The 17,223-nt window shown below is 70.1% G+C and carries 13 protein-coding genes; 5 read left to right on the forward strand and 8 right to left on the reverse strand.

Annotated features, from left to right (window positions below; translation table 11 throughout):
* Positions 1–75: 75 nt before the first annotated feature.
* From NVS89_RS15895 to NVS89_RS15915, 5 genes are all read right to left on the reverse strand, one after another.
* Complete coding sequence (locus NVS89_RS15895; RefSeq protein WP_258733745.1) at positions 76–999, reverse strand: ABC transporter permease; 924 nt, start codon at positions 997–999, stop codon at positions 76–78.
* Positions 992–2,068: an ABC transporter permease gene (locus NVS89_RS15900; protein WP_258733746.1), complete on the reverse strand. Its 1,077-nt coding sequence runs from the start codon at positions 2,066–2,068 to the stop codon at positions 992–994. Before NVS89_RS15900 ends, NVS89_RS15895 begins: the two co-directional genes overlap by 8 nt.
* Positions 2,058–3,611, reverse strand: coding sequence for an ABC transporter ATP-binding protein (locus NVS89_RS15905; protein WP_258733747.1), 1,554 nt, complete (start codon positions 3,609–3,611; stop codon positions 2,058–2,060). Before NVS89_RS15905 ends, NVS89_RS15900 begins: the two co-directional genes overlap by 11 nt.
* A 219-nt stretch (positions 3,612–3,830) precedes the next feature.
* Positions 3,831–4,808 carry a quinone oxidoreductase family protein gene (locus tag NVS89_RS15910; protein WP_258733748.1) on the reverse strand — a complete coding sequence of 326 codons (978 nt, stop codon included), beginning with the start codon at positions 4,806–4,808 and terminating at the stop codon, positions 3,831–3,833.
* Positions 4,809–4,839: 31 nt separating this feature from the next.
* On the reverse strand, positions 4,840–5,577 hold the full coding sequence (locus tag NVS89_RS15915; protein ID WP_258733749.1) for a CDP-alcohol phosphatidyltransferase family protein: 738 nt from the start codon (positions 5,575–5,577) through the stop codon (positions 4,840–4,842).
* Between the two features lie 163 nt (positions 5,578–5,740).
* Between NVS89_RS15915 and NVS89_RS15920 the strand changes: the two genes are divergently transcribed.
* On the forward strand, positions 5,741–6,952 hold the full coding sequence (locus tag NVS89_RS15920) for a UbiH/UbiF family hydroxylase (protein WP_258733750.1): 1,212 nt from the start codon (positions 5,741–5,743) through the stop codon (positions 6,950–6,952).
* Positions 6,953–7,350: 398 nt separating this feature from the next.
* A complete protein-coding gene (gene hspQ / locus NVS89_RS15925) occupies positions 7,351–7,683 on the forward strand; it encodes a heat shock protein HspQ (protein WP_258733874.1) in 333 nt (110 codons plus the stop codon).
* Positions 7,684–7,778: 95 nt separating this feature from the next.
* Here the strand turns inward: hspQ and NVS89_RS15930 are convergent, their stop codons facing one another.
* Positions 7,779–8,510, reverse strand: a complete 732-nt coding sequence (locus NVS89_RS15930; protein WP_258733751.1) for an invasion associated locus B family protein — start codon at positions 8,508–8,510, stop codon at positions 7,779–7,781.
* A 326-nt stretch (positions 8,511–8,836) separates the two neighbouring features.
* Between NVS89_RS15930 and NVS89_RS15935 the strand changes: the two genes are divergently transcribed.
* Together NVS89_RS15935 and NVS89_RS15940 are read left to right on the forward strand one after the other, a co-directional pair.
* Entirely contained in the window at positions 8,837–10,537 is a 1,701-nt protein-coding gene (locus NVS89_RS15935; RefSeq protein WP_258733752.1) for an extracellular solute-binding protein, read from the forward strand.
* A 219-nt stretch (positions 10,538–10,756) separates the two neighbouring features.
* The gene (locus NVS89_RS15940; RefSeq protein ID WP_258733753.1) at positions 10,757–11,077 is read left to right on the forward strand and encodes a hypothetical protein; all 321 of its coding nucleotides are present in this window, start codon (positions 10,757–10,759) and stop codon (positions 11,075–11,077) included.
* Between the two features lie 100 nt (positions 11,078–11,177).
* Here NVS89_RS15940 and mfd read toward each other — a convergent pair whose 3' ends face one another.
* Both mfd and NVS89_RS15950 read right to left on the reverse strand, forming a co-directional pair.
* Positions 11,178–14,693, reverse strand: coding sequence for a transcription-repair coupling factor (gene mfd, locus NVS89_RS15945; protein ID WP_258733754.1), 3,516 nt, complete (start codon positions 14,691–14,693; stop codon positions 11,178–11,180).
* On the reverse strand, positions 14,690–14,986 hold the full coding sequence (locus tag NVS89_RS15950; RefSeq protein ID WP_258733755.1) for an FAD assembly factor SdhE: 297 nt from the start codon (positions 14,984–14,986) through the stop codon (positions 14,690–14,692). The genes mfd and NVS89_RS15950 overlap by 4 nt, the downstream gene beginning before the upstream one ends.
* 148 nt (positions 14,987–15,134) lie before the next feature.
* Here NVS89_RS15950 and recG point away from each other — a divergent pair, with 148 nt between their 5' ends.
* Positions 15,135–17,216 (forward strand): ATP-dependent DNA helicase RecG, encoded by a 2,082-nt coding sequence (recG, locus tag NVS89_RS15955; RefSeq protein ID WP_258733756.1) that lies wholly within the window; start codon positions 15,135–15,137, stop codon positions 17,214–17,216.
* Positions 17,217–17,223: the final 7 nt, after the last annotated feature.

The following is a 17,223-nucleotide window of genomic DNA, read 5'->3' on the forward strand; positions in this document are numbered from 1 at the left end:
AACCGCCTCCGCGCGGCCGTGACCGCGGAGGCTGGGCCGCGCGGAGCGGCCGGATTGAACGGCTCCGGCCCCGCCTCAGCGGTCCGGAACGAACGGCACGCCGAGCGAGGCGGGCGCGCCCTGCCCGCGCTTCAGCGCCGATATCACCACAAGTGCGGCGATCGTCGCCAGATAGGGCAGCGAGGAAAGAAGCTGCGAGGGAATGCCGAGGCCGAAGCCCTGCACGTGGAGCTGCAGGATCGAGACCGCGCCGAACAGGTAGGCGCCGCCGAGCAGCCACAGCGGGCGCCAGGCCGAGAACACCACCAGCGCCAGCGCGATCCAGCCGCGCCCGGCGGTCATGTCGCTGGCCCAGAACGGCGTGTAGGCGAGCGAGAGCTGCGCCCCCGCCAGCCCCGCGCAGGCGCCGCCGAACATCACAGCCAGCGTGCGGATCCTGCGCACCGGATGGCCCAGCGCATGGGCCGCCACATGGCTTTCGCCGACCGCGCGCAGCACCAGCCCGGCTCGTGTGCGGGCGAGCCCGTAGGCCACGATGGCGAGCAGCGCGATCGAGGCATAGGCGAAGGCGTCCTGCCCGAACAGCACCGGCCCGACGATCGGCAGGTCGCTGAGGACCGGGATGTGCAGGGCGGGCGCGGCGGTGAGCGTGGTGCCGACGAAGGGCGAGCCGATGAGGCCGGCAAGGCCGAGGCCGAGAATGGTGGTGGCGAGGCCCGAGGCCACCTGGTTCGCCGCCAGCCATATCGCGAGGCCGGCGAAGACGAGGGAGAGCAGCGTGCCCGCCAGCATGGCCGCGATGGTGCCGAGGATCAGGCTGCCGGAGCCGTAGGCGGCGGCGTAGCCCACCGCGGCGCCGACGATCATCATGCCCTCGACGCCGAGATTGAGCGTGCCCGCCCGCTCGGCCACCAGCTCGCCGATCGAGGCCAGCAGCAGCGTGGTGGCGGCGGCGACGATGCTCGCGAGCACGGCGCCGATGATGGCGGCATCAAGCATGGCTCGTCCCCTCCACGCGCCGGATGCGGTAGCGCACCAGCACGTCCGCCGCGAGGATCGCGATCAGCAACGTTCCCTGGAACACGCGGGTGACGTCGAACGGCATGCGCATGGTGATCTGAGCCGCCTCGCCGCCGATATAGGTCAGCGCCAGCACCAGGCTGGCGACGAGGATGCCCACCGGGTGCAGCCGGCCGAGCATCGCCGCGATGATGGCGGTGAAGCCGTAGCCCGGCGAGATCGAGGGTTGGAGATTGCCGATCGGCCCCGCCACCTCGATGATGCCTGCGAGCCCGGCGAGGCCGCCCGAGACCGCGAACACGCCATAGGTGACGCGCCGCTCGTCGAAGCCGGCAAAGGCCGCCGCGCGCGGGGCCGAGCCGCCGAGCTCGATCGAGAAGCCGATCAGCGTGCGCCCGAGCACGAAGGTCGCCGCGATCACCACCACCACCGCGATGATGATGCCCGCATGCAGGCGCCCCTCGTCGGACAGCAGCGGCATGATGGCGTTGTCGTCGAAGGTCACGCTCTGCGGGAAGTTGAAGCCCTGCGGGTCCTTCCACGGGCCGCGGACCAGGTAGTCGAGCCCGAGCTGGGCGACATAGACCAGCATCAGCGAGGTCAGGATCTCGCTGGAGCCGAAGCGCACGCGCAGGAAGGCCGGGATCAGCCCCCACAGCGCACCGCCGACGAAGCCCAGCGCCAGCATGGCGGGCAGCACCCAGGGGCCGGCATCGGTGCCGTGGGTGGCGAGGGCGAGCCAGGAGCCGACCACGGCGCCGGCCACATACTGGCCCTCGGCACCAATGTTCCAGCGGTTGGCGCGGTAGCAGAAGGCGAGGCCGACGCCGATCAGCATCAGCGGGCACGCCTTCACCACCAGCTCCTGCTGCGTGTAGGGGTCGAGCAGCGGCTCGATGAAATAGACGCTGAAGGCGCGCAGCGGGTCCTGCCCGAGCGCGGCGAACATCACCGCACCGACGACCAGCGTGAACACCAGAGCCACCAGCGGCGCCGCGACCAGCCCGATCGCGGGCACGTTCTCCTGCCGTTCCAGCCTAAGCGGCATGGACGCCCTCCCCGCCATCCTCGGCACCGCCCATGGCAAGGCCGATCGCCTCGCGCGAGGTCTCCGCGACCGGAACCGGCACGGTGAGACGCCCCTCGCACATCACCGCGATGCGGTCGGTGAATTCCAGCAGTTCGTCGAGGTCCTGGCTGATCACCAGCACCGCGCAGCCCTCGGCCGCCTTCTCGCGCAACGTGTTGCGGATGAAGGCCGCGGCGGCGGCGTCGACGCCCCAGGTCGGCTGGTCGACGATGATCAGCACCGGATCGCGCAGCACCTCGCGGCCGATGACGAATTTCTGCAGATTGCCGCCCGACAGGCGCCGCGCCTTCGGGTCGCGCCCGCCGAAGCGCACGTCGAAGCGCTTCACGATCTCCTGGAAGCGCGCGTTCAGCACCGAATGGCGCACCACGCCGAGCTTGACGATGGCGCCGTCGCTGTGGGTGGTCAGCAGCACGTTGTCGGAGAGCCGCATGTCGGGCGCGGCGGCGTGGCCGAGCCGCTCCTCCGGCACGAAGCCGGCGCGCAGCGCCCGCCGCTCGGTCGGGCCGAGCCCGCCGGCCGGCACGCGGTCGATGACGATGGATTCCTGGTCGTCCGCCAGCTTCTCGCCGGACAGCACCTCGAACAGCGTGGTCTGGCCGTTGCCCGCCACGCCGGCAATGCCGACGATCTCGCCGGCGCGGATCTCCAGATTGACGTCGCGCAGCGCCGAGCCGCGCGAGCCGTCGCCGGGAATGTTGAGGTTGCGGATCAGCAGGCGCGGCTCGCCGAGCTCGTGCTCCAGCACGCGCGGCAGGCGCGGCACCTCGGCGCCGACCATGAGGCGGGCGAGGCTGCCCGCCGTCTCCGCCTTCGGGTCCACCTCGGCGATGAAGCGGCCGCCGCGCAGCACGGTGGCGCGGTGGCACAGGCGCCGCACCTCGTCGAGCTTGTGCGAGATGAACAGCACCGCCCGGCCCTCGTCGGTCAGCAGGTCGACGGTGCGGAACAGGTTTTCCGATTCGTCCGGCGTCAGCACCGAGGTCGGCTCGTCGAGGATGAGCACGCGCGGGTCGCCGAGCAGGCAGCGCACGATCTCCACGCGCTGGCGCTCGCCCACCGAGAGTTCGCCCACCCGCCGCCAGGGCTCTACCGCGAGCCCGTAGCGGTGCACGCAGTCGTCGATGCGCGCGGCGAGCGCGGAGAGCGGCTCGTGCCCCGGCAGGCCGAGCGCGACGTTCTCCACCACGGTGAGCGCATCGAACAGCGCGAAATGCTGGAACACCACGCCCACGCCCCTGGCCCGGGAGGAGGCCGGGTCGGGGAAGACGATCGGCGCGCCCTCATAGAGCAGCTCGCCCGAATCGGGCTGCAGCAGCCCGCACATCATCTTCACCAGGGTCGACTTGCCGGCGCCGTTCTCGCCCAGCAGCGCGTGCGTCTCGCCGGCGCGGATGGCGAGGCTGACATGGTCGTTGGCGACAAGCGCGCCGAAGCGCTTGGTCAGGGCAACGGCTTCGAGGAGCGAGGCGGGAAGCGCATTCGGCGGATTTTCCGTCATACGCCGCCCTTCGCGACCGCGCGCTCCGGCACGTCAGCGGGCCGGCATGCGGCGGACGGCGCATGCTGACGCAAGCGGGGCTCGGGCTGGGTCTCGCGTTTCATTCGCTCTTTGAATACCGGCGATCCTCTCCGCAGCATGGCATGCTCCCCCCCGTGGGCAAGCCTAAAGTCTGGTCCGTCCGGTCCGAAAACTGACGCGTTTCGCGCCATTCCGCGGTCAGGGCAAAAGCACCGTGGAACCCGTGGTCTGGCGCGATTCGAGGTCGCGATGGGCCTCGGCGGCGTCCTTCAGCTTGTAGCGCTGATTGACCGGAATCTTGACGGCACCCGAGGCGACGACGGCCATCAGGTCCGCCGCATTGGCCTCCAGCGCCTCGCGCGTGGCGACATGGGTGAAGAGGGTCGGGCGCGTCGCGTAGAGCGAGCCCTTCTGCGACAGGGAGAGCAGCGAGAAATTCTGGATCGGCCCCGAGGCGTTGCCGAAGCTGGCGAACAGCCCGCGCGGGCGGATGCAGTCGAGCGAGGCGGGATAGGTCGCCTGCCCCACCCCGTCATAGACCACGTCGCACAGCGCGCCCTCGGTGATCTCCTTCACCCGGGCGGCGAAGTCCTCCTCACGGTAGTTGATCACATAGGCGGCGCCCGCCTCGCGGGCCATCTCGCATTTCTCCGGCGAGCCGGCGGTGCCGATCACGGTGGCGCCGAGATGGTGGCCCCACTGGCACAGCAGCAGCCCGACGCCGCCCGCCGCCGCATGCACCAGGATCGTGTCGCCCGCCTTCACCGGATAGGTCTGGCGCAGCAGGTAGCGCGCGGTCATGCCCTTCAGCATCATCGCCGCCGCCGTCTCGTCGGAAATCGCGTCGGGCAGTTTCACCAGCAGGGCGGCCGGCATCACGCGCTCGGTGCAGTAGGCGCCGAGCGAAGAGCCATAGGCGACGCGGTCGCCGCGCCTCAGCCCGTTGACGCCCTCGCCGACCGCCTCGACCACGCCCGCCGCCTCGTTGCCGGGAATGAGCGGCAGGCCGTTGGGCGCGGGGTAGAGCCCGCTGCGGAAATAGGTGTCGATGAAGTTCAGGCCGATCGCCGTGTGCCGCAGCTTCACCTCGCCCGGGCCGGGCTCGCCGACGGTGATGTCCTCGTAGGTGAGGACGTCCGGGCCGCCCAGTTCATGGATGCGTATTGCTGCCGGCATGATGCGCACTCTTTCGGTCGGCTTCGGGAAATCAGTCGTCGTGACCCATCCGCAGGCGGCGCCACGGGATGAGGCCGAAGAGGAGGAAATAGACCGCGCACACGCACAGTCCGGCGACGATCCAGCCCGGCGGGCGTAGCCCGTCGATCACGGCGGCGGCGGCCAGCACGGCCCACAGCGCCAGCAGCGCGATGGTGAGAAGGCGCAGGCGCACCACCCGGAACGGGTGCACGAACTTGATCGGCAGGAAGGTGGCGACCGACAGCAGCGCGACGGTTCCGCCCACCACCCAGCTATTGAGCGGCAGCAGGAAGAAATAGAACACGACGAGGTTCCAGACCGCCGGGAAGCCCTGGAAATACAGGTCGTCGGTCTTCATCGCGGTGTCGGCGAAATAGAGCGCGCTGGTGAGCAGGATCGCCGCGCTCGCCGGCACCGCCATCCAGAACGGCATCAGCCCGCCCGTCGCCACCGCGAAGGCCGGCACCAGCACATAGGTGAGGTAGTCGACCACGAGGTCGAGCGTCTCGCCGGACCAGCGCGGCAGCACCTCGCCGACCCGCGCGCGCCGCGCCATGGTGCCGTCGACCCCGTCGACGAACAGCGCCGCGCCGAGCCAGGCGAACATCAGCGCCCAATGCCCCTCGACCGCCGCCATCAGCGCCATCAGCCCGCAGACGGCGCCCGAGGCGGTGAACAGATGGACCGCGAACGCCAGCGCATGCCGACGGGTCGGACGCTCGCCGAGCGACTTGGTCGTAACCGCCACCGATTTTCCTCCCGCAGCCGCAGGAACGTCGCGGCCGCCGTCTTCTTCGACGTCACGCATATAGCATGTGTCCGTTCTGGTCCGCATTGCCAGAGCGCGCCGCTCCGCTTATCCCACACTCCGGCGCATGCTTACAGCCCCGCCGGCCCGCAGGGAGATCGGTATGACATCGCATGGGGATATAGGGCAGAAAATCGCCGTCGTCGGCGGTGGCGCCAGCGGCCTCATCGCGGCCCTCGCCTTCGCCTCGGCCGGGTTTCCGGTCCGGCTCGTCGCGCCCGACCGCGCGCCGGACCCGCGCGCCACCGCGCTGATGGACGGCTCGGTCCGGGCGCTGCGCGCGCTCGGGCTGTGGGACGCCCTCGCCCCTTCCGCCTCGCCGCTGCGCATCATGCGGGTGATCGACGGCACGAAGCGCCTGCTGCGCGCCCCGCAGGTCGATTTCCGCGCCGACGAGCTGGGGCTCGAGGCCTTCGCCTGGAACATCGAGAACGAGCCGCTGCTCGCCGCGCTTGAGACAGCGTCGGCGGAGAATGCGGGAATCGAGCGGGTGGCGGGCCGGGTCAGCCGGCTGGAGAAGGAGCCCGGCGGCATCCGCATCCGGCTCGAGGATGGCGGGCAGGTCGACGCCGCGCTCGTCGCCGCGGCGGACGGGCGGCACTCGCCCTGCCGCGCCGCGATGGGCATCGGCATGCGGGTCCACGACTACCCGCAGGTCGCGGTGACCGCGACCCTCGCCCATGATCGCCCGCATGGCGACGTCTCGACCGAGTTCCACACCGAAACCGGCCCGTTCACGCTGGTGCCGCTGCCCGGCCAGCGCTCGAGCGTGGTCTGTGTGGTCAGCGCCCGCGAGGCCGAGGCGCTGGTCGCCATGACGCCCGACGCCTTCGCCCGCGCGATCGAGCGGCGCGCCCATTCGGTGCTGGGCGCAATGCGGCTCGACTCCCCGCGCGGCAGCTTCCCGCTGAGCGTGCGCACCGCCGACAGCTTCGCGCGTGGCCGCGTCGCGCTGATCGGCGAGGCGGCGCACATCATCCCGCCCATCGGCGCGCAGGGGCTCAATCTCGGCATCCGCGACGGCGCCACCCTGGCCGAGCTCGCGGCCAACGCCGCCCGTGCCGGCGCCGATATCGGTGGGCCGGAGGTGATGGAAGCCTATGAGCGCCGGCGGCGGGTCGACGTCGACGGCCGCCGCGTGGCGGTCGACCTGCTCAACCGCTCGCTGCTGAGCGACCTGCTCCCCGTCGCCGGGCTGCGCGGCATGGGGCTGTGGCTGCTCGGCCGCTCGCCCATGGTCCGCCGCACCGTGATGCGCGAGGGCGTGGGCCCGAGCCGCGACGTGCCGCGCCTCATCGCCGGCGAGCCGGTTTGATAAAACACTTTACATTTTTCCTATAATAGTCTGATTTTACTAATTCTTGACCGCATCGTCCGTCGCCCGTTCGACGAGGTGTCGGGTGCGAGCGCCCATCCGCCATCGGCATCATGCAAGCCGCCAGCGGGAGGACCGGCAGCAGCGGGGCGACGTAGGCAGTGCCGATGCCGGGCCCGCCGCGTCCGCTCTCCGGCGTAGGCGCTCCTCGCCTGTCCTACGCCGACTGGCGGAGCAATGCCGGCCCACCCGCGCTTTGCTCACGCGCCTATCATGCGGGCCGCGCATGGAGAACGGCCCCGGCGGGCATGCCGGTTGCATTGCCGCTTCGGGATGAACCCGATAGAGAGGGGCCGTCGCGGCCCCCGACGGGACCGCAGATCGAGGTCGTGGCAATGATGACGAAGGCGAGGAACGCCAAATACCGCATCGGGCAGGTCGTGCGTCACCGCCACTATTCCTTCCGGGGCGTGGTGTTCGACGTCGACCCGGAATTCGCCAACACCGACGAGTGGTGGGAAGCCATTCCCGAGCATATCCGCCCGACCAAGGACCAGCCCTTCTACCATCTGCTGGCGGAGAATTCGGAGACGGAATACGTCGCCTATGTCTCCGAGCAGAATCTCGAGCCGGACAATTCCGGCGAGCCGGTGCGCCACCCCCAGGTCGAGGAGATGCTGGCGGCCGATGGCGACGGCGGCTGGCGGGTGCGTTCGGAGCGGCTGCAATAACCGTCCCGCCTTCCGCGTCCTTCCCGCAAGCCCTTAAACGACAACGCCCGGCACGAGGCCGGGCGTTCGATTCACGGTGCGTCTGATCGCGCGGATCACTGCGCGGGCTGGGTGCCCTTCAGCTTCTCGGCGCCGAGCTTCTCCAGACCCTGCTTGGTCTGCTCGTCGCGCTTGGCGGCTTCGCTCTGAAGCTCCTCCTGGCGGGCCTTCACCTTGTCCTGGATCTTCTTCAGCTCGGCGTCGAACACCTTCGGGTCGGTCGGCGGGCCGTCATAGACCTTGGCGAAGTCGCCGAGGCCGATCGGGTAGGAGATGACGCGGCCGACCGCGTTGGCGACCTGCAGCGTCAGGCCCGGCGCCTTCTTCATGCGGTCGATGAAGCCCTGGTCGATCTGCACGTCGCCGCGGCAGACCTGGTTGTCGCACATGATGAAGGTGCCGAGGATCGGCTGCTCGTTGGCGAGCGCGACGCGGAAGCCGTTACGCAGCAGCAGGCCGGTCGGGAAGGAGACGATGAACGCCTTCTTCGGATCGTCCTTCACCTCGAAGATGCCGAAGCGCACCAGGAATTGTCCGGTATCGGTGATGATGGTCTGCTCGAGGTTGCAGACCTCCTTGTTGATCGTCGGCTCCTGCTGGCAGTGCTTCACCCACGGAATGGGGAGCGCAGGGATCGGCTGGTTGGTCGGCTGCTGCTGCTGGCCGTTGGCCGGCGGCTTGGGCGCGGGCTTGGCCTGCTGGGCGTTGGCGGTCGCGGCACCGCCGACCAGCGACAGAGCCAATACGGCGCCGGCGAGGTTGCGCGCGAGAAGGGAGCGTTTGGTCATATCAGGTTCCTGTCGTGCGAACCGCGATGGAAACAGAGGACAGCGGACGCCCTTGGCGCCTACTCGGAGGGGGCTGTCTCCCGTCCAAATGAGGCGACAGAGTGACCCTCGGCAATTCCGGTGGCAGTTCATGTTAGACATGAGTGCGGGGATCGCGACTCGAAATGGTGACCGGGAGACAAAGCGTGATCGGTATCACCCGCCGAGCCTTGATGCGCAACGCTCTTCTGGCCGGAAGCGGCACGGTTTGCGCACGTTTCCTGCCTTTCTCGGCTCATGCGGCGGATGAACCCACCCCCGGCGCGGCACCCGCCCACGGCATCGCGATGCACGGGCGCCCGCTCTATCCGCCCGGCTTCTCCCATTACCGCAGCGTCAACCCGGACGCGCCCAAGGGCGGGCAGCTCGTGCAGGGCGCGGTGGGTGCGTTCGACAGCCTGAACCCCTTCATCGTGCGCGGCACGGCGCCGCCCTTCGTGCGCTGGAACATCGTCGAAAGCCTGATGGCGCGCAGCCCCGACGAGGCGTTCACCTGCTACGGGCTGCTGGCCCGCGGCGTGCGCACCGACGCCGCGCGCTCCTTCGTCGCCTTCGAGATCGACCCCGCCGCCCGCTTCTCGGACGGCTCGCAGGTGACGGCCGACGACGTGCTGTTCTCCTTCGAGTTGCTGCGCGCAAGGGGCCGGCCGAACCACCGCACCTATTACGGCAAGGTGGCCAATGCCGTCGTCACGGGGCCGCTGGCGATCCGCTTCGAGTTCGCCGTGGTCGACCGCGAGCTGCCGCTGATCCTCGCCCTCATGCCGGTGCTGGCGCGGCACGCGGTCGACGAAGCGCGCTTCGAGGAGACGAGCTTCACCGCCCCGCTGGGCAGCGGCCCCTACGAGGTCGCCGACGTGAAGCCGGGCGACACGGTGGTGATGAAGCGGCGGCCGGACTATTGGGGCCGCGACCTGCCGGTGAACCGCGGCAACTACAATTTCGACGTGCTGCGCTACGACTTCTACCGCGACGTGAACAGCCAGTTCGAGGCGTTCAAGCGCGAGCTCTACGACATCCGCTTCGAGACCGACCCCGGACGCTGGAAGACCGGCTACGACATTCCCGCCGTACGGCAGGGCCGGATCATCCGCGAGGAGGTCGAGGACGGCAAGCCGAAGCCCTATTCGGCGCTGGTCTTCAACATGCGCCGCGAGGTGTTCGCCGATGTGCGGGTGCGCCAGGCGATGACGGAGCTGTTCGACTTCCCCTGGGCGAACGAGAATCTCTATTACGGCCTCTACCGGCGCAACGGCAGTTTCTATGACGGCTCCGAACTCTCCGCCCGCGGCCGCCCGGCCGAGGCGCAAGAGCGCGACCTGCTGGCGCCCTTCCCCGACGCGGTGCTGCCCGAGGTGATGGACGGCACCTGGGAGCCGCCGACCTCCGACGGCTCGGGCCGCGACCGCCAACGACTGCGTCGCGCGCTCGACCTGTTCCGCGCGGCGGGCTGGGAGCTGCAGGGCGGGACCCTCGCCGCCAGCAAGACCGGCAAGCCGTTCGCGCCCGAGCTGATCGTCGGCACCAAGGACCAGGAGCGCCTCGCCCTCGCCTATCAGGCGATGCTCAAGCGTGCCGGCGTGACGCTCTCCATCCGCCTCGTCGACAACGTGCAGTTCGAGGCCCGCAAGCAGAATTACGAGTACGACATGGTTCCCTATATCTGGGACCAGTCGCTCTCGCCCGGCAACGAGCAGGCGTTCTATTTCGGCTCGGCGGCCGCCGATATGCCCGGCACGCGCAACTTCATGGGGCTGAAGAGCCCGGCGGCGGACGCGATGATCGAGGCGCTGCTCGCCGCCCGCGAGCGGCAGGATTTCGTCTTCGCGGTGCGCGCGCTCGACCGGGTGCTGATCTCGGCGCGGTTCTCGCTGCCACTGTTCTACACGCCGACGCAGTGGATCGCGCGCTGGCGCCAGATCCAGCGGCCGAAGGAGGTCGCGCTGGCCGGGACGCTGGCGGAAAGCTGGTGGCAGAGCGAGCTGTAACCTGCCCATACGGCAGGCGGGGCGCCGTGCTTGGCGCCCTGACGGTAGGATGTGCCGGCGAGTTTGCTGGGGACCTTGCCGCCACACTCCGAGGAATCATTGACCTTGATGGCACGAAGCGCTGGACAGGCCGGCCGGAAAGCGTTCCTTAAGGGCGGCCGCCCGTGGCGCCTGCAGCGGTGAACGCTGAGCCACACCGACCGTTTCGGAGTTCGATTCATGCGCTACGCCGCGTTTCCCGTGCTTGCCCTGCTGATGACGGCGCCCGTCGCGGCATTCGCGCAATCGTCCATCACGGTGCATCCCGGCCCCACCGGCCAGCCGCAGCCGGGCGGCGGCGTCGAGATCAACATCCCGACCGTCAACAACCCGAACTATCTCGACTACGGCCCGCTGCCGGACCCGCGCGGCTCCGACAAGTCGATGGACTACATGAACCAGGCCGGCGGCAACGACCCGATCTTCTCCGGCCCCGGCTCGGACAATGATTCCGACATCCTGCCCGACAATGACGGGGCCTACGACGCCCCGATCGAGTGAGCGCGGCTGACGCCACGCCCATCTCGCGCCTCGACCGGCGGCAGCGCCGCCGGCCCCGGCCCAGCCGCTTCGTCGGCCAAAGCGCCGCCTACACGACGCCCTAGGCCGCTTTGGCGCCCTGCTCGGCGATCTTCGCCAGCTCCTTGAGGATGACGCCGGTGCCGCGCAGCCGCGCGGTCGGGTTCGGCCAGTCCTCGGAGAACACCACCTTGCCGTCGGGGCGCATCTTCGCCACCACATGCGGCTTGCCGACATACTGGATGAAGCCCGCCGGGTTCGGGAACTTGCCTTCGCGGAAGGTGAGCACCATGCCGCGCGGGCCGGCGTCGACCTTCTCCACATTGGCGCGCCGGCACAGCGCCTTGATGGCCACCAGCTTGAGCAGCAGCTCCACCTCTTCCGGCAGCGGGCCGAAGCGGTCGACCAGCTCGGCGCCGATGGCCTCGATCTCCTGATCGGTCTCGAGGTCCGCCAGCCGGCGATAGAGGCCGAGCCGCACATGCAGGTCCGCGACGTACTCCTCGGGGATCAGCACCGGCGTGCCGATGGAGATCTGCGGCGACCACTTGTCCGCCACCGGCGCCGTGATGCCGGCCTTCAGGTGGGCGATCGCCTCCTCCAGCATCTCCTGGTAGAGCTCGTAGCCGACCTCCTTGATGTGGCCGGACTGCTCGTCGCCGAGCAGATTGCCGGCGCCGCGTATGTCGAGGTCGTGGCTGGCGAGCTGGAAGCCGGCGCCGAGCGTGTCGAGCGACTGCAGCACCTTCAGCCGGCGCTCCGCCTGCGCGGTGAGCACCTTGTTGACCGGCAGCGTGAAGATCGCATAGGCGCGGGTCTTGGAGCGGCCCACCCGCCCGCGCAGCTGGTAGAGCTGGGCCAGGCCGAACATGTCGGCGCGGTGGATGATGAGCGTGTTCGCGGTCGGGATGTCGAGGCCGGACTCGACGATCGTGGTCGACAGCAGCACGTCGAACTGCCCGTCATAGAAGGCGGACATGATCTCCTCGAGCTGCGTCGCCGCCATCTGCCCGTGGGCGACGGCGACCTTCACCTCCGGCACTTCCTTGTCGAGGAAGTCCTTCACCTCGGCGAGGTCCTCGATGCGCGGGCACACATAGAAGCTCTGCCCGCCGCGGTAGCGCTCGCGCAGCAGCGCCTCGCGCACGATCAGCGGATCGAACGGCGTGACGAAGCTGCGCACGGCGAGGCGGTCGACCGGCGGCGAGGCGATGATGGAGAGCTCGCGCACGCCGGTCATGGCGAGCTGCAGCGTGCGCGGGATCGGCGTCGCGGTCAGGGTCAGCACGTGCACCTCGGCGCGCATCTGCTTCAGCCGCTCCTTGTGGCCGACGCCGAAATGCTGTTCCTCGTCGACGATGACGAGGCCGAGATCCTTGAAATTAATGGTCTTGCCGAGCAGCGCATGGGTGCCGACGACGATGTCCACCGTGCCGTCGGCGAGCCCCTTCTTGGTCTCGGCGAGCTCCTTGGAGGAGACCAGCCGCGAGGCCTGGCGCACCACCACCGGCAGCCCCTTGAAGCGCTCGGAGAAGGTCTTGAAGTGCTGGCGCGCGAGCAGCGTGGTGGGCACCACCACCGCCACCTGCTTGCCGTTCAGCGCCACCGCGAAGGCGGCGCGCAGCGCGACCTCGGTCTTGCCGAAGCCGACATCGCCGCACACCAGCCGGTCCATCGGATGGCCGGAGCCGAGATCGTCGAACACCGATTCGATCGCGGCTTCCTGATCCTCGGTCTCCTCATAGGGGAAGCGGGCGCGGAACTCGTCATAGAGCCCGCTCGCCGGCACCAGGCGCGGCGCGTCGTTGAGCTGGCGCTGCGCGGCAATCTTGATGAGCTCGGCCGCCATCTCGCGGATCCGCGAGCGCATCCGCGCCTTGCGGGCCTGCCATCCGCCCCCGCCGAGCCGGTCGAGCTGGGCCTCGGTGTCTTCCGAGCCGTAGCGCGAGAGGAGTTCGATGTTCTCCACCGGCAGGAACAGCTTGGAGCCTTCCGCATAGTGGATCTCGAGGCAGTCGTGCGGCGCACCCATCGCCTCGATGGTCGTCAGCCCGACGAAGCGGCCGATGCCGTGGTCGACATGCACGACGAGGTCGCCGGCGGTGAGCGAGGTCAGCTCGGCGATCACGTCCTGCGGGCGGCGCGCCTTGCGCTTGGGCCGCACCAGCCGGTCGCCGAGGATGTCCTGCTCGCCGATGACGACGAGCCCGTCGGTTTCGAAGCCGGCCTCGATGCCGAGCACGGCGAGCGCGATGGTGCCTTTCGGCAGCGCCTCGGCCGCGTCGCGCGTGCCCACCGTCTGCGTGCCCTTGAGTCCGTGATCGGCGAGCACGGTGGAGAGCCGGTCGCGCGAGCCGTCGGACCAGGCGGCGAGGATGGTGCGCTTCTGCTTGGCGAGGTCGCGCAGATAGTCCGCCGCGCTCTGGAAGACGTTGCCCTCCGGGTCCGCACGCTCGGGTGCGAAGGAGCGCGCGGGGCGGCCGGCGAGGTCGACGATGTCCTTCGATTCGGGAAGAGCGAAGGCCGACAGGGCGACGCTCGGCGCCGCCTCGCGCCCGCGCTTCCACTCCTCGGCGGTCAGGTAGAGCGCGTCGGGCGGCAGCGGCTTGTAGGGCGCGCCGGCGCCGCCATGCTCCATGCCTTCGCGGCGGGCGTCGTAATAGTCGGCGATCTGCTCGAGCCGGGAGGCCGCCGCGTCGTCGTCCTGCGCCTCCATCACGATCGGCGCGTCGGGCGCGTAGTCGAACAGCGTGTCGAGCCCGTCATGCAGCAGCGGCAGCCAGTGCTCCATGCCCGGATAGCGGCGCCCCTCGCTGATCGCCTCGTAGAGCAGGTCGCCGCGCTGGGCGGCGCCGAACTGGGCGACATAGGCCATGCGGAAGCGGCGCATGGTCTCGGTGGTGAGCTGGAACTCGCTCATCGGCACCAGGTCCAGCGCGCGCATCTGCATCGCCGTGCGCTGGGTCTCGGGATCGAAGGAGCGGATCGATTCCAGCGTGTCGCCGAAGAAGTCGAGCCGCACCGGCTGCGGCAGGCCGGGCGGGAACAGGTCGATCAGGCCGCCGCGCACCGCATATTCGCCGGTGTCGCGCACGGTCGAGGTGCGCTGGAAGCCGTTCATCTCGGCCCAGGCGATGACCTCGTCGATCGACAGCGCGTTGCCCGGCGCGGCGGAGAACGACTGGGTGGCGACCAGCGCGCGCTTCGGCACGCGCTGCAGCGCGGCGTTCACCGTGGTGAGGACGATGCTGCCGCCCTCGCGCCCCTTCACCCGCGACAGGCGGGCGAGCGTGGTCATGCGCCGCGCGACCACGGCGCCGTTGGGCGAGGAGCGGTCATAGGGCAGGCAGTCCCAGGCGGGGAATGTCAGCACCTCGACGCCGGGGGCGAAGAAGACGAGCGCGCGCTCCATCTCCGCCATGCGCTCGGCGTCGCGGCAGATGACGATCAGGGTCGGCCAGGGGCCGTCGACCTTGGCGGCGAGCGCGCGCGCAAGGTCGGCCACCACCAGCCCTTCCATCCCGGACGGCACGTTGGAAAGCGTCAGCGTGCGCCCCGGCGCGAGACGGGACGCGATGTTCGGCAGCGCAGTCTTCATAGCTCGGGAACGCCCTCGCCCGACAGGTGGAAGTGGCGGAAGCGGTGGAACACCGGCGTGTCGAAGCCTTCCGGCGGCGTGCCGCTCGCCAGCCAGCCGAACAGGTCCGGGTCCTCGACCTCGATCAGGCGCTCGAAATCGAGAACGTCCGTGTCCGACATCTCGCCGATCAGCGCGTCGGTGAAGCGGCCCATCAGCAGGTCCATCTCGCGCGTGCCGCGATGCCAGGCACGGAAGAGGATGCGGCGGCGGCGGGCGTCGAGCCCGGCACTGGAACGCGTGGTTCCGGACATTTCTGAATCCCTGTCTGCGCAGGTGCAGCGCGAAAGGCGCTGTGTTTAGCGCGCCGCGCGCGCCCTGTCAGGACTACATATGGAGCGCGGTGCGTATCTCTGCCCGGCGCGTTGCGCAGGGCGCGCGCTTCGTCCACCTTCCCGCCTCATGCGGCCGGATATCCTCAATCCCTATTTCGCGGCGATCACCGACCTGACCGGCATCGGGCCGAAGCTCGCCCGCCCGTTCGAGCGGCTGCTCGGCCGTGAGGGCGGCGCGCGGGTGCTCGACCTGCTGCTGCACCTGCCCGCCTCCACCATCGACCGCCGCTCGCGCCCGACCCTGTCACAGGTGGTGCCGGACACGGTGGTGACGCTCGAAGTGCGGGTCGACCGCCACGCGCCGACCCCGCGCGGCTCGCGCGCGCCCTACCGCATCTACGCCCATGACGAGACCGGCGACATCGTCATCACCTATTTCAAGGGCGACCGGAACTGGCTGGAGCGGCTGCTGCCGGTGGGCGAGACGCGGTGGATCTCGGGCACCGTCACGCTCTATGACGGCATCCCGCAAATGTCGCATCCGGACCGGGTGGTGGACGAGGCCGGGCTGGCGAAGCTGCCGCCGATCGAGCCGGTTTACCCGCTGGTCGAAGGGCTCGGCCAGGGCCATCTGCGCCGCGCCATCGAGGCCGCGCTGACGCGCACCGGCGAGCTGCCGGAATGGCAGGCGGGCGCGCCGGCGACGGGCTTCCACGCCGCGCTCTTCCAGGTGCACCAGCCGCGCGAGACGGCGGATGCGAGCCCGCTCGGCCCGGCATGGAAGCGCCTCGCCTATGACGAGCTGCTCGCCGGCCAGCTCGCGCTCGCTCTGGTGCGCGGGCGCACGGTGAAGGATGCGGGGCGCCCCAGCACGGGCGACGGGCACGTCGCCCGCCGCATCGAGGCCGCCCTGCCCTTCACACTGACCCGCTCGCAGGTCGCCGCGCTGGAGGCGATCCGCGCCGACCTCGCCTCGCACGACCGGATGCTGCGCCTGCTGCAGGGCGATGTCGGCTCGGGCAAGACGGTGGTGGCGCTGCTCGCCGCGGCGACGGTGGTCGAGGCGGGACGGCAGGCGGCGCTGATGGCGCCGACCGAGATCCTCGCCCGCCAGCACCTCAAGACCATTGCCCCACTCGCACAGGCCGCCGGGCTGCGCGTCGCCCTGCTGACCGGGCGGGAGAAGGGGCGCGCGCGGGCCGACCTGCTGGCGGCGCTGGAAGCGGGCGAGATCGACCTCGTCGTCGGCACCCATGCCCTGTTCCAGGAGGGCGTCGCCTTCCGCGACCTCGCCCTCGCCATCGTCGACGAGCAGCACCGCTTCGGCGTGCACCAGCGCCTCGCCCTCGCCGCCAAGGGCGCGGCGGTCGACGTGCTGGTGATGACGGCGACGCCGATCCCGCGCACGCTGGTGCTCACCTATTTCGGCGACATGGATTCGAGCGAACTGCGCGAGAAGCCGGCCGGGCGCAAGCCGATCGACACCCGCGCCCTGCCGACCGAGCGCATCGACGAGGTGGTGGCGAGCCTCGGCCGGGCCATGGCCGAGGGCCGGCGCGCCTACTGGATCTGCCCGACGGTGGAGGAATCCGAGAACTCCGACCTCGCCGCCGCCGAGGCCCGCTACGAGGATCTGCGCCAGTATTTCGGCGAGCGCGTCGGGCTGGTGCACGGCCGCATGAAGGGCGCCCAGAAGGACGCCGCCATGGCCGCCTTCGCCGCCGGCGAGACCCAGCTTCTAGTGGCGACGACGGTGGTCGAGGTCGGCGTCGACGTGCCGGAGGCAAGCATCATCGTCATCGAGCATGCCGAGCGCTTCGGCCTCGCCCAGCTCCACCAGCTTCGCGGGCGCGTGGGGCGCGGCGACGTCGCCTCCACCTGCCTGCTGCTCTACCGCCGCCCGCTCGGCGAGATCGCCCGCCAGCGCATCGAGGCGCTGCGCGCCTCCGAGGACGGCTTCTTCCTCGCCGAGGAAGACCTGCGCCTGCGTGGGGAAGGCGACGTGCTCGGCACCCGCCAGAGCGGCTTTCCCGGCTTCCGGCTCGCCCAGCTGGACATCCATGGCGACCTGCTCGTCGCCGCCCGTGCCGAGGCGCTGGAGATGGTGCGCACCGACCCCGACCTCGCCGGCCCGCGCGGCGCGGCACTCCGGCTGCTGCTACATATTTTCGAGCGCGACGTCGCCGTGAAGTTGCTGGGCGCGGGCTGATGACTAC

Source organism: Ancylobacter mangrovi, from assembly GCF_024752355.1.
Lineage (GTDB): Bacteria > Pseudomonadota > Alphaproteobacteria > Rhizobiales > Xanthobacteraceae > Ancylobacter > Ancylobacter mangrovi.